Here is a 13,341-nt window from a genome sequence, read left to right on the forward strand (position 1 = left end):
GCTCACGCTGGCACCTGTTCGTGAACCGTGATCTCGCAGCGCTTCTCGTCGGAGCCGAAGAGATGCGCATTGGACTTGGCAAAGCCAAGCCGAATTTTGCCTTCGCTACCAGCGCCCAGTTGATCGCCAGCCCTTTGGCGCATGACGAGATGGATGGAGTCGTCATCGCTCAACTGGCAGGTCACGAAACGGTCAGCGCCTTGCGTTTCGGTGCGCAGAACACGCGCTTCAATGCCATCGGCCGCAGGAAAAATGTCTTCGGCACGAAGGCCAAGCGTTGCCGGGCCAGAGGCAATGTGGGTGGCGCGAAGACCGAGTTTGCGCCCGAAAAGGACGATCTCGCCCGAGGCATCCGTTTCGACAGGCAGCAGATTGATCGACGGCGTGCCGATGAACCGCGCGACGGTCAGCGTAGCAGGCTGCTGGTAAAGCTCATCCGGCGTGCCCAGTTGCTCGATGCGGCCTTCCGACATCAGCGCGATGCGGTCAGACATCGTCATCGCTTCGATCTGGTCATGGGTGACATAAATGAATGTCGCGCCAAGGCGGCTGTGCAGATTGGTCAGTTCCCCGCGCATATGGGCGCGCAGCTTGGCATCAAGGTTCGACAGCGGCTCGTCCATCAGAAAGGCAGCAGGCGAACGCACAAGTGCGCGGGCAAGCGCCACGCGCTGGCGCTGTCCGCCGGAAAGCTGGGCGGGCCTGCGATCAAGCAAATGGCTGATCTGCAGAACATCTGCCGCATCCATGACCGCGGCGTCGATCTCGCGCAATATCTCGGCATTGGCAACCATGCGTCCGATCAATGGAAATCTTGCCCAGAACGACAGGCGGCGCATGCGCAGCGGCGTCGCAATGTTGTCGCGCACGGTCATGTGCGGATAAAGCGCATAGGACTGGAACACCATGGCAAGGTTACGATCCGCCGGATCGACATCCGTCACATCGCGGCTGCCGATGGAAACGCTGCCGCGATCTGCCGCCTCCAGGCCTGCGATGATTCGCAGCAATGTGGACTTGCCACATCCCGACATGCCCACGAGCGAAAGAAATTCGCCGGGACGAATGGAAAGGTCGATGCCTTTGAGCACATCATCTGCTCCAAAGCCTTTTCCTATTCCCGAAATATTTAGCGATTGAGGCTGCATTCTGCGCTCCTTTTCGAAGGCGCGTATGAAGCCGCTACATGACGGTGTTGCGACAGTTTTGAGAAGATTCCGTAACGCTGAAATGCTTGGAAGATCAGGGGTTGTGCGTCTAGAGATAGGAATGTCGCATCACGCGCAGAGCGACGGTGATTGCCATATCGTCGAAAAACTCTTCGTGAACGTCTCAAATCCATACACCAAGCCGCTGCTTTGTCCTTGACTTGCCAAAGTCACGCCTTAGCAGAGGCTTGTGCCCGCAAGGCCTCTCATGTCATGAGGGCACAAGCCGTGGAGACTGAACAATGATAAGAACCATCGTGGCCGGACATTTATGGGCAGGACTGGCGTTTGGAGCATCCGTTTTTGCAGGCGGCACTGCCAACGCTACGCCTGTTCTGGTCGTGGACACTGCAAGTCACCAAGTCCTCTATCAGGAGGATGCGGGAGTGCCTTGGTATCCGGCATCGACAACCAAGCTCATGACGGCGCTCGTTGTTTTCGAAGCGCTGCGAGCCGGTGACGTCACTTTGACGACGCCCGTAATGATGACGCGCAATGCCACGAAACAGGCCTTTCTGGAATCGGGCCTCACCTTCGGCCGGACGATGACGCTTGAGGACGCGCTCTTTGCAGCGTTGACCGCCTCGGCAAACGATGTCGCAGTCGCCTTGGCAGAAGCCGTGGCATCGGACGAAGCCTCGTTCGTTCAAAGAATGAATGCCGAGGCTGCACGCCTTGGCATGACAGGAACGCATTTCGCCAGCCCCAATGGCCTGTTCAGCCGCACCAACTATTCTACCGCGCGTGACCTTGCGCTGCTTGGCATGGAAATCGACCGCGCGTTTCCGGAATATAGTCGCTTCTTTCAGGATTCTGCCGTCACGATTGACGGCAAGGAAATCAAATCCAACAATGCCCTGCTGACGCGTTTCAGCGGTACGGTCGGCATGAAAACCGGCTTCCTCTGCGCATCTGGCCGCAACTATGTCGGCCTTGCGACGCGCAACGGGAAGCGCGTGATGGTGGTGATGCTGGGCGCGACGACGGAGCGCGAACGCAATGAACGATCCGCGCAATATCTGACTGAGGCCTTCGAAGGTCGCTTGAACCCTTCTGGTTCTGTGGAGGCCGTGCAGAACCGCACGGATGTCGCGCCGCAGGATATGCGCATCCGTCTCTGTACCGACAAAAGCGTGGCTTACGAAGCCGAGCGTGAAGCGCTTTACCCGATGGGACTGCCAGGCCACGAGACCTATCTGAACGACCAGATCGAAGCCAAGGTCCGCGCAATCATCACATGGGCGAGCGACACAGCAATTGACGTGCCGGTTCCCAAGCCACGTCCGTTGACACAGCCACAGGCGACGGGCTCTGCGGGCTGAGTGTTTGGCCTCGACGTCAGGGTTAGAAGTGCGGAGCCGTATAGCTTCACAGCCGTTCTGTGACGTGGAAAAAGTCACGTTGAATTCGGCATTGCCGGTCGTCGTATAACAGTCATACTGGGCGTGTACCTGCTGATTTCCTCCCGCCGGATTCGCTGTCATGCCTCCCATCATTCATGCAGATAATGCTAAAAAATGGTTTGCTCAAAGGGTGCCGCAGCTGGGCGTTTCCGGGGCGCTTCGTAACTTTCTTGCGCCCGTGACGAAGCAGGTCAAGGCGGTGGATGGCATATCCTTTGCCATCGAAGCTGGAGAGGCCGTGGGCTATCTCGGTCCCAATGGCGCGGGCAAGTCCACCATGATCAAGATGCTGACGGGTGTTCTGGTGCCGACATCCGGCTCCGTCGAGGTGCTTGGCCGTGTGCCCCATGCTGATCGTATCGCCAACGCGCGTGACATCGGCGTGGTTTTCGGCCAGCGCAGCCAGCTTTGGTGGGAGTTGCCACTTTTTGAAAGTTTCGAGCTGCATCGGCGCATCTACCGTATCGAACAGGCGCAATTTGAGAAAGCTCAGGCTGACCTTGTCGATATGCTGCAGATCGGCCCCTTTTTCGATAGGCCGGTGCGGCAACTGAGCCTCGGTCAGCGCATGCGCGGCGAGATTGCCATGACGCTGTTGCACCAGCCCAAAATCCTGTTTCTCGACGAGCCGACAATCGGCCTCGATGTCGTGGCGAAGGATGTGGTGCGCAAACTGCTGGCCCGTATCAACCGGGAGCGTGGCACGACGATCATTCTGACCACCCACGATCTGCGTGATATCGAGGAAATATGCCCTCGGTTGATCATGGTCGATGATGGAAAGCTGTTGTTCGATGGGCCGCTAGCAGGCCTTAACGCATCATTTGGTGCACGGCGCAAACTCACGCTGGAATTCGCCACCGATCCCGGAACGGTGCGGCTTGCCAATGCCGAGCCGGCGGGTGGCGAGGGGATTGTTCGCACATTCTGGCTGACGGATGCAAATCGCTCGCTGGTCGATATCGTCACCACACTTGTGGCCGACGCCAAGCTGGTAGACGTGCACCTGCATGAACCTGACATCGAAGAGGTCATCCGCACCTATTATCAGTCCCGGGAGGCATCGGCAAAACCGGACGCTGCCAAGTCCGTGCTGATGTCAAAGCGTGCGGGGTAGCACCATGTTTCTCGCTTTTGCTTCGGCTGGCTTTCGCATTCAGGCAAGTTTTCGGGCGCAGTTCTGGTTCAAGCTGTTCGGGGGCGTGCTGAACGTGGTCGCCCGCGTCTCGATCTGGCAGGCGGTGCTTTCCCACGGTGCGGCCTCGACCGATATCAGCCTTCAGCAGATGATCACCTATTCAATCCTCGGCGCAACCATGTTTTCGACCTGGGATGCCAACCAGATTTTGCGAGAGATCGGCGCGGATATCCGCAGCGGCGATGTTATCAGCCAGCTTATGCGACCTTACAGCTACCCTGTTTCGCTGTTCGCGCGTCAGCTGGGCGTACGTGGTCATGAAATGCTGATGGTTGGTATCCCCGTTTTCATTCTGATGAGCATAATCTACGGCGTACAGCCACCAGCAAGCATAGGCCATGCCGCCCTGTTCGTCATTGCTATTGCACTGTCGCTAGTGCTGCTGTTCACGATCTCCATTGCCGTTTCCATGATTGGCTTTTGGGTTATGGATATGTTGTCGCTGGAATGGTTGCTGCGTGGCACACTTGCGCTGTTTTCCGGCGGCCTCGTGCCCCTGTGGTTTTATCCAGATGCCTTGGCCAGCTCAGTCCTTTATCTGCCCTTTGCCTGGATCACTTTCTATCCGCTGGCGATCTATCTCGGTGAGCTGGATTTGGCAGCAAGTGTGCTGCATCTTTTCTACGGCGCGATCTGGGCTGTGCTTTTGATTAGCATCGTGGGCCTTATGTGGCGGGCAGCCTGCCGCCGCATGGTCGTGCAGGGAGGCTGAGATGGGGCATACGCTTTCGCTCTATCTGCATATCATGCGCATGCAATTGCGCACCCGGCTGCAGTATCGCGGAAACCTCGTCATCGGCTGGGTCGCACAGGCCTTCGGTTATGCCAGCGTCTACACGACCATCTGGATCATCGCCAGCCGGTTTGAGAGGCTGGGAGGATGGGTCTGGCCAGAAATTGCATTCATGCTTGGCTTCCATGTTCTCGGTTACGCGCTTGGGGCTGTTTTTACTCTGGTACAGCTGCGCAATATGGAAGAACTGGTGCGGCTGGGCACATACGATACATTACTTGTGCGGCCGGTCAGCCCTTGGGCGTTTCTGGCTTTTTCCGGCATCAATATCGAATATGGGGGCCATATTGCGCTTGGGATCGGACTGATGGTGTGGGCGCTGCCGCAACTGGCCATAGATTGGTCCGTGCTGACAGTATTGCAGTTCGCCGCAAGCCTCATCAGCGCAGCGCTGCTAACCGGTGCGATGTTAACGATGGTCGGCGCCATGGCACTGGTGCTCAGTCGCTCACGCTATCTGTTCGGCATCTATTTTGACTTCTGGGAACTGTCGCGTTATCCGCTGACCATTTTTGCGCTCCCCCTCCAGTTCCTCCTCTTATCAGTAGTGCCTCTCGGCTACATGGCCTACGTGCCGGTCGCATCATTGCTGGGGAAGCCCGTGCCGCTCATTGGCGAGGCTGCACCGCTGGCCTCCATTTTGGCAGGTCCAGCAGCCGTCCTAGTCGCTTCCATCGTGTGGAAAGCCTGCCAGCGCCGGTATCAGGGCGCGGGTGGATGACGGCGTACGCCACGTACCGCCGCTTGCCTATCGGTTGAAGGAGTAAAGTTCGAACAAGCGGTTCATCTTACTGGATTTGCACAAGCGACGTTGCGAAAACCTTAGAAGTCGCGCGAGGAAGTAAGTGCTGACCAATAAACCCGAAGCCTAGCAAACGCCCTTGCTGAAAATGAAGCAGCCGTATGGCCCGGGATCGGAAGTTCTGACGATTGCGAAGGATTTCTTGGCGGCTTCGTAGAACGCAAAGCGTTCCAGCGGCTCTATCAAAACGGGGTTGCCCTCGGAACTGTCGATGACCGCCTGTATGGCTGCGAAGATCGGAACCTGGCCGTCGGGGTCGCCGACGACCTGCATGCGTTTGACTGGTGCATCGACGAATGTGTCCAGCGGGAAAAGCTTTAAAATGGCTTCTGCGGCACGTTTCAGGCCGCAGCCGGAAACATCGATCAGGCGGCCATAAGTTGTTTGACGCGCGATGGTTTGTGCAGGATGATTGATATCGCATAAAACCAACTGATCGCCATGTCCCATCAACATCAGGGCATGCATCAGTTCCGCGTTGATAATGGGGTCGATCCCTTTGAGCACTGCTTTCTCCTCCCAGGAACTGCAGACTTATTCTTCACGAACTATATCATATTTGTAATGTCTGCAATTGCTTTAGATCAAGATGCGCAAGCGGCAGCGGCAATATCGCGCTGTGTGAGTATTGTTTTCGGTTAATTCTCTAAAAAAATTTCTGTTCCCTGGAGAATTCAAAGAATTCTCGAAAAGTTAGCAAAACTATAATTTACAAAAATGCAAATATGTGTGAAGTTCGCTAACGGATGCGTCCTCCCAAGGATAACATGATGATGGCGAGTATGGCTGGCGGGCTGTACTCGCCTGTTCGCAGGGAGGCGCAGTGTCGCGGGGAGTGCGACGCCGTGGGAGGAGAGCAGCTTTTGGCATCGATGAACATCGTCAATGTCGGAAAAGCCTATGGAAGCCTGACGGTTATCCATGGCGTTTCCGTTGAAATACCCGACGGCGAATTCGTCGTTCTGGTGGGACCGTCCGGCTGCGGAAAATCGACCCTGTTGCGCATGGTGGCGGGGCTCGAACCAATTACATTCGGGGATATCCAGATTGACGGAAAGGTAGTCAATGACCTGCCTCCGAAGGATCGTGATATCGCCATGGTGTTCCAGAGCTACGCGCTTTATCCACACAAGACCGTGGCCGAGAATATGGGCTTTGCGCTGAAAATGCGTGGAGAAACAAGGGCGGATATCGATGCACGCGTGCATAAGGCCGCTGAGATTCTTGATCTTACGCCTTATCTGGCACGCTATCCCCGCCAGCTTTCCGGCGGCCAGCGCCAGCGTGTGGCGATGGGGCGCGCCATTGTTCGCGATCCCAAGGTGTTCCTCTTCGATGAGCCGCTTTCCAACCTCGATGCCAAGCTGCGTGTGCAGATGCGGGCTGAGATCAAGGAACTGCAGCGTCGCCTTGCAACGACGATGATCTATGTGACGCATGATCAGGTTGAGGCCATGACCATGGCCGACCGTATCGTCGTGCTGCGCGATGGGCGCGTGGAGCAGATCGGCTCGCCGCTGACGCTGTATGATAGACCCGCAAATACCTTTGTTGCCGGTTTCATCGGCTCTCCATCCATGAACCTCATCAAGGGCCACATTCGCGGTGTCGCTGAACCCTATTTCGAGACGGATGATGGCATTCGCCTGCCGCTGTCACGCGTACCTGCCGGGTCTGATGGAAAGTCTGCCTTTTACGGTATTCGGCCGGAGCATTTCATGCTCGGCGGTGCCGTTAGCGCGCAGGTAACGGTGGTGGAATCGACCGGCTCGGAAACGCAGGTCTTTGCCAAGCTCGGCCAGCAGAAGATCATCGGCGTGTTTCGCGACCGCGTGGAAGAGCCAGCGGGCGGCACGATTGCGATGACGCCAAATGTTGCGCTGGTCCATCTTTTCGATGGGGAAAGCGGGCTGAGGCTGGAGTGAAGTCTTTTCGTCGCGGGAGGAGAAACGCGACGATTTCTAAATCAACGGGAGGAGAACCGCATGAAAGTCAGTGATTTCGAGAGAATGATGGCGATCGGCTTAAGCCGCCGTACCATCTTGAAGACGGGCGCAAGCCTTGGTGCTGTGGCCGCCGCAGGCAGTATGCTGGGGCCGTTCGGAGCAGCTTACGCGCAGGGTGCATCTTTGCGCACGCAGATTTTGCAGGTGCCGGGTGTTGGCAAGGGCTCTCCAACCGATGCCGATTGGCAGAAGGTTGGCGAGATGTGCCTGGAGGCTACGAAGAAGAACGTCAAGCAGGGCGAATTTGCTGGTGTCGAACTGTCCTTCATGGGCCTCAATAACCAGAACCTTCACAACGTTCTGTTCCGCGGCTTCCTGAAGCCATGGGAAGACTATACCGGTGCCAAGATCACCTGGATCGATCTGGCGCAGGCGGATTACAATCCGCGTCTGCAACAGGCCATCGCTACCGGCACGGTCGATTTCGACATTCTGGAGATGGGCGCGCCGTTCGAAGGCGATGTCTGCGGCAAGGGGCTGGCTTCAGAAATGCCGGATTGGGTCAAGGCCCAGATCGACATGGATGACTATGTCGATTACCTGAAAGCACCCGTCGGGACGTGGGATGGCAAGACCTACCGCGTGTCCGTCGATGGCGACTGCCACAACTTCAATTACCGCACCGATTACTTCACCGATGCCGACCTTGCCAAAGCCTGGAAGGACGAGGGCCATGAGGGCGAGTGGGGTGTGCCGAAAACCTGGCAGAAGGTTCAGGAAGTCACCAAATTCCTTAAGGGCAAGACTGTCGCCGGTGGGGATGCCATCGGCTATCTCGATGCGCCGAAGGCTTGGGGTGGTTTTGGATTCTACTTCCTCGGCAGCCGTGCCACCGCCTATGCCAAACATCCGGATGACAAGGCGTGGCTGTTCGACGCCGACACGATGAAGCCGCGCATCAACAACCCTGCCTGGGTTCGCGCCATTCAGGACGTTATCGATGCGCTGCCATCGGAAGCGGGTGACCAGCTGAACGCCGACCCCGGCACCACGGCCTTCCAGCAGTTTCTGGCTGGAACAGGCTCGATGGTCTCGTGGTGGGGTGATGTGGGGGCTGCCGCACGCACCAGCGATAGTTCTGTCGTGGGCGATACCATCGGCTTTGATATTCTGCCGGGCTCTGACGATGTTTATAATTCGAAGACCGGCAAATGGGAAAAGCTTGCCAGCGGCCCGAACCATGCGCCGAACATGGCTTATCTCGGCTGGGGCGTTTACGTCATGTCGAGGGTCGATAGCGATGAGAAAAAGAAGAAGGCCGCTTGGAGCGCAGCAGCCCATCTGGGCGGCAAGGACATCGCGCTATGGACGGCGGCCTATCCATCCGGCTTCCAGTGTTATCGCAAGAGCCAGTTCGACATCAAGGAATGGGTGACGGCGGGTTATGACGAGGCGTTCATTTCGAACTACCTCGCGTCTCAGTCCAACTCCTACAACCACCCCAATGCTGCCATCGAGCCACGTATTCCCGGCATCTTCCAATATTACAGCATCGCAGAAGATGAGCTTGCCAAGGTGTTTGCCGGTCAGGCCAGCGCTCAGGCTGGAGCGGACGCCATCGCTGCGGCGTGGGAAAAGCTGACGGATCAGCTTGGGCGCGACAAGCAGATTGCACTCTACAAGGCCTCGCTCGGGGCATGATGCCCGTCGCGGGCTTTTAGTTTGCAATAGCTCAGGCGGCGGGGTTTTCGCCGCCTGGGTCACTAAGTCTTCCGTTCGGCTCACCAGCCCAGAGGTCTGCCCATGTCGCATACGATTACGCAAACCATCAGCCCCGTGGAGCGGACCATCGTTCCACCCAGCTCCGCACGGCGCGGAAAGCTTCTGCTGGTGGCGGCTACGGTGCTGCTGTTTGGCGTCCTCCTCGCACAGATAGCTGACGTGGCGGGCATCACGGCCTTTGGTTTCGTCAGCTGGCGACCGCTGCTGTTTGCCTACATCATCTGGGCGGTGGCACTTTGCGCAGCGCAAGTGATGATCCGCGGTGAGGCCGGGCAACGAGCGGCTTTTGTTCTGCCTGCTGTTCTCTTTACCGTCGCCATGGTGGTCTTTCCCACCGTCTTTGGCCTCTATATCGCTTTTACCGACTGGAACCTGAGTGCCGTGGCGGGACGCCGTTTCAACGGGCTGGATAATCTTCGCACACTGTTTGCGGATCGCTATTTCTGGAATGCGCTGCTGAACATGGTCTATTATGTTCTGTCGGTGCTGGTCCAATATGCCATTGCCTTCGGGCTGGCACTGCTGCTGAACGCGGAGATCAGGGCGCGCAAATTCTTCCGTGTAGCGTTTCTGCTGCCGCTGATGCTCAGCCCCGTTGCCGTCAGCTGGATGATCGGCAAATCGCTGATGGAATATCGTTTCGGACCGGCGGCCACGCTTGCGCGACATCTGGGCTGGGACAATCCGGCATTCTTTTCGACACCATGGCTGGCGCGGACCTCGATCATGGCCATGGATGCCTGGGTCTCCATTCCCTTCATGATGATCCTGCTGCTGGCAGGCCTTCAGGCCTTGCCTTCCGAAATCAAGGAGGCGGCGAAGGTGGATGGTGCTTCCGGCTGGCAGAGTTTCAAGGAAATCACCTTTCCGCTGATGCTGCCGGTCAGCATAACCGTCATCATTCTGCGCATCATCTTCCAGTTGAAGCTGGCCGATATCGTCATCAACGTTACGGCGGGCGGACCGGGCGGGGCGACCGATACCGTTTCCAGCTTCATCTTCCGTGAATATCGCGATCGCTCCAATGTCGGTTACGGCACGATGCTTGCGGAATTCTATCTCGTCATCATCATCATTTTCGTCGCGCTCATCCTCAAAGGGGCGAGCCGGTGGATGCAACGCGACAATTGAGGCTGAAGCCGATGGCTACACATGTTGAAACATCCACCCCACGACCAAGCCTCTGGTCCCGCCGTCCGCAGTTCCTGACCAGCAGTCTGCTGATCTATGCTGCCTTGGTGTTGTGGGCTTTCGTGTCGCTGTTTCCGATTTACTGGACCATCACCACATCCTTCAAAACGGCGGTGAATGTGACGCAGGGCCATCTCATTCCCTTTGTTGACTTCACGCCGGACTGGAAGGGCTGGCGCTCACTGGGTCTCTCGCCCGATACGATCTTTGTGCAATCGACGGTTCGCGACGAATTCATTCGCCGTTTTCTCAACAGTGTCGTTGCCTCCGCTGGCGCATCGTTTCTGGCGGTGCTGATCGGCTCGCTGGCGGCCTATGGCCTCAGCCGGTTTTCCTACAAATTCCTCTGGATGAAGAACAAGGACATTTCCTTCTTCTTCCTGTCGCAGCTCATTCTGCCACCCGTGGTTTTGGCGATGCCGTTTCTGGTTCTCTACAAGCATCTGATGCTACTCGACACGCTGGTCGGCCTTATCCTCGTTTACACGCTGATGGTGCTACCCATCGTCATTTGGATCATGCGCGATCAGTTCGACACGATCCCGGTGGAGCTGGAGCAGGCAGCACTGGTGGATGGCTGCTCGATCTGGGGTGCATTTTTGCGCATCGTTCTGCCCATCGCCTTGCCCGGCATGGTTGCGGCCTTCATTCTGTCGGTCATTCTGTGCTGGAACGAATATTTCTTCGCAGCTCTGCTGACGAGTTCGAATGCCAAGACGCTGCCGGTCATGGTGGCGAGCCAAACGGGGTCGCAGGGTATCAACTGGTGGTCGATGGCAGCGATTGCGACCGCTGCCATCATGCCGCTCGTTCTCGTCGGTATCTTCCTAGAGCGTTACATTGTGAAGGGTCTCACCGCAGGGGCCGTAAAATGAGGTCTGGAATGAAATCTGGCGTTTCCATTCTTGGTATTTTTGTTGCCGATACCGCTTATCTCGCACCACGTATGCCCGCTTTGGGAGAAACCATTACAGGCAGCGGCTTCTCGGTTGGTCCGGGCGGCAAAGGTTCCAATCAGGCCGTTGCGGCGGCGCGGGCCGGTGCGCAGGTGTCGTTCATTTCCAAGATTGGCCGCGACACATTCGGCGATCTGGCACTGAAGACCTATGAAGAGGCCGGAGTGACGGCGAAGCTGAAGGTCATGGATGATCAGCCGACCGGGGCTGCGTTTATCTACGTCAATGACAGCACCGGCGATAACGCCATTATCGTTTATGCGGGAGCCGCGGGTACGATCGGCGTTGGCGATGTGGAGGCGGCACGCGATACCATTGCGCAATCTGCCGTTTTCGTCACCCAGCTGGAACAGCCGGTCGCGGCTGCACACCATGCGTTGGAAATCGCACGCAGTGCCAATGTCACGACGATTTTCAATCCAGCCCCGGCAGAGGCCTTCCCGGAAGACATCTACAGCCTTTGCGACTTCATCATTCCCAACGAGACGGAAGCCGCAGCACTTGTTGGTTTTCCCATCGATACGCTTGATGATGCCGAACGTGCTGGCGACATTTTCCTGTCTCGCGGAGTCGGTGTGGCCATCATCACACTTGGCGGGCGGGGCGTGTTGTTTCATGCGCCGGGGCAATCGGTGCATGTGCCCGCCGTCTCCTGTGGTCCGACCGTCGATACGACCGGCGCGGGGGATGCTTTTGTGGGTGGTTTTGCGGCTGCCCTTTCACGTGGTGCCGGGCCGCTTCAGGCGGTTCGATTCGGTTGTGCGACTGCCGGTATTGCCGTGACTCGGCGTGGCACGGCCCCCGCAATGCCGATGCTTTCTGAAATCGAGGCCGTGATGGCGCGCTGACGCCACCCGATTTGGTTGCGCAATTCGTAGCCCTTGTCATGCCTGAACCATTGAGGGCTGCCGGAATTCTGGCGGCTGGATTTCGCGCGTCTTGAGGGCGCGGAACAAGGTCGAAAAGTGGCGTGCCCAAAACGAATTGATGCGATGCACAACATATATAGCTTTACAAAATAGTTTTAATTTGTGAAGTTGCGCCAACAACGACCGAAGTGAGCAAGACCAGTGACCCAATTGAAATTCGCCACCCGACTGAATTCCTTCGCCTCGAAGCCTGCTGCCGAGTGGCCTGAACTTTCCGGCAAGCCAACCATGCTGCAGATGGCAAAGCGTGCTGCAAAGGTTGATGGTCTGACGGATCTCGACCTCAATTATCCCGACCATGTGGCCGATGATCCGGCACTTCTTGCACGCCAGATCGGCGATCTCGGTCTTGCGATCAATGGTTTTGCCATGCGCTACTACACCAATCCGGCTTTCAAGATCGGTGCTTTCACCAATCCTGATGCGGCTGTGCGGCGTGAAGCGATTGATCTGACGAAGAAGGGTATCGATGCCGCGCGCGCTGCTGGCAGCAACCTGATGACGCTGTGGCTGGGGCAGGATGGTTTCGACTACGCCTTCCAGGCCGATTACCACACGCTGTGGCAACACGAGATTGATGGAATTCGTGAAGTTTGCGCGCATGATCCGGATTGTCTCGTCAGCATCGAATACAAGCCGAACGAGCCGCGTTCCTATAGCCTGATGCCCGATTGCGCGACCACGCTTCTAGCCATTAAAGACGTGGATATGCCCAACCTTGGCGTGACGCTGGACTTCGCTCATGTGCTCTACGCTGATGAGCAGCCTGCTTTCGCTGCCGCCCTGATTGCCCGTTACAGTCGCGTTCTCGGTGTCCACCTCAATGACGGTTACGCCAAGCGTGATGACGGCCTGATGGTCGGCGCTGTTCACACGCAGCAGACGATCGAGCTTCTGCGCCAGATACGCAAGGATGGTTATGATGGCGCAATCTATTTCGACACATTCCCTGACATGACGGGCCTCGACCCGGTTCACGAATGCGAAGTCAATATTCAGACCGTCAAGCGGATGCTGAAAGTGGTGGATCGGATCGAGCAGGACAATCGCCTGTCTGGTGCCATTGAACGTCAGGATGCCGTTTCCGCGCAGGCCGTCATTCAGGAGCTTATACTCGGCTGATCTGCGCAAGA

General features: G+C 57.2%; 12 protein-coding genes. 10 read left to right on the top strand and 2 right to left on the bottom strand.

The genetic code is table 11. The features are described 5' to 3' along the window. Nucleotides 1-2: 2 nt before the first annotated feature. Nucleotides 3-1,148, bottom strand: a complete 1,146-nt coding sequence (locus ABUK73_RS19280) for an ABC transporter ATP-binding protein (RefSeq protein WP_353578710.1) — start codon at nucleotides 1,146-1,148, stop codon at nucleotides 3-5. Between the two features lie 302 nt (nucleotides 1,149-1,450). Between ABUK73_RS19280 and ABUK73_RS19285 the strand changes: the two genes are divergently transcribed. The 4 genes from ABUK73_RS19285 (at nucleotide 1,451) to ABUK73_RS19300 (ending at nucleotide 5,323) form a co-directional block, all read left to right on the top strand. After that, the gene (locus ABUK73_RS19285) at nucleotides 1,451-2,530 is read left to right on the top strand and encodes a D-alanyl-D-alanine carboxypeptidase family protein (protein WP_353578711.1); all 1,080 of its coding nucleotides are present in this window, start codon (nucleotides 1,451-1,453) and stop codon (nucleotides 2,528-2,530) included. A gap of 160 nt (nucleotides 2,531-2,690) precedes the next feature. Next, the gene (locus ABUK73_RS19290; protein ID WP_353578712.1) at nucleotides 2,691-3,728 is read left to right on the top strand and encodes an ABC transporter ATP-binding protein; all 1,038 of its coding nucleotides are present in this window, start codon (nucleotides 2,691-2,693) and stop codon (nucleotides 3,726-3,728) included. Between the two features lie 4 nt (nucleotides 3,729-3,732). Next, the gene (locus ABUK73_RS19295; RefSeq protein ID WP_353578713.1) at nucleotides 3,733-4,521 is read left to right on the top strand and encodes an ABC transporter permease; all 789 of its coding nucleotides are present in this window, start codon (nucleotides 3,733-3,735) and stop codon (nucleotides 4,519-4,521) included. 1 nt (nucleotide 4,522) lies between these two features. After that, nucleotides 4,523-5,323, top strand: a complete 801-nt coding sequence (locus tag ABUK73_RS19300; RefSeq protein WP_353578714.1) for an ABC transporter permease — start codon at nucleotides 4,523-4,525, stop codon at nucleotides 5,321-5,323. A gap of 147 nt (nucleotides 5,324-5,470) precedes the next feature. On the opposite strand, the gene ABUK73_RS19305 is transcribed toward ABUK73_RS19300, so the two are convergent. Then, on the bottom strand, nucleotides 5,471-5,911 hold the full coding sequence (locus ABUK73_RS19305; RefSeq protein ID WP_353578715.1) for an RbsD/FucU family protein: 441 nt from the start codon (nucleotides 5,909-5,911) through the stop codon (nucleotides 5,471-5,473). 356 nt (nucleotides 5,912-6,267) lie between these two features. On the opposite strand from ABUK73_RS19305, the gene ABUK73_RS19310 reads away from it, so the two are divergent. From ABUK73_RS19310 to ABUK73_RS19335, 6 genes are all read left to right on the top strand, one after another. Beyond that, on the top strand, nucleotides 6,268-7,329 hold the full coding sequence (locus ABUK73_RS19310; protein WP_353578716.1) for an ABC transporter ATP-binding protein: 1,062 nt from the start codon (nucleotides 6,268-6,270) through the stop codon (nucleotides 7,327-7,329). 60 nt (nucleotides 7,330-7,389) lie between these two features. Then, nucleotides 7,390-9,051, top strand: a complete 1,662-nt coding sequence (locus tag ABUK73_RS19315; RefSeq protein WP_353578717.1) for a substrate-binding domain-containing protein — start codon at nucleotides 7,390-7,392, stop codon at nucleotides 9,049-9,051. A 102-nt stretch (nucleotides 9,052-9,153) separates the two neighbouring features. Then, entirely contained in the window at nucleotides 9,154-10,263 is a 1,110-nt protein-coding gene (locus ABUK73_RS19320; protein ID WP_353578718.1) for a carbohydrate ABC transporter permease, read from the top strand. An 11-nt stretch (nucleotides 10,264-10,274) separates the two neighbouring features. Further along, entirely contained in the window at nucleotides 10,275-11,198 is a 924-nt protein-coding gene (locus ABUK73_RS19325) for a carbohydrate ABC transporter permease (protein ID WP_353578719.1), read from the top strand. 8 nt (nucleotides 11,199-11,206) lie between these two features. Continuing rightward, nucleotides 11,207-12,127 (top strand): ribokinase, encoded by a 921-nt coding sequence (rbsK, locus tag ABUK73_RS19330; RefSeq protein ID WP_353578720.1) that lies wholly within the window; start codon nucleotides 11,207-11,209, stop codon nucleotides 12,125-12,127. A 231-nt stretch (nucleotides 12,128-12,358) separates the two neighbouring features. Continuing rightward, the gene (locus tag ABUK73_RS19335; RefSeq protein WP_353578756.1) at nucleotides 12,359-13,330 is read left to right on the top strand and encodes a sugar phosphate isomerase/epimerase family protein; all 972 of its coding nucleotides are present in this window, start codon (nucleotides 12,359-12,361) and stop codon (nucleotides 13,328-13,330) included. Nucleotides 13,331-13,341 lie beyond the last annotated feature (11 nt).

This window comes from Agrobacterium vacciniicorymbosi, assembly GCF_040427045.1.
GTDB lineage: Bacteria > Pseudomonadota > Alphaproteobacteria > Rhizobiales > Rhizobiaceae > Agrobacterium.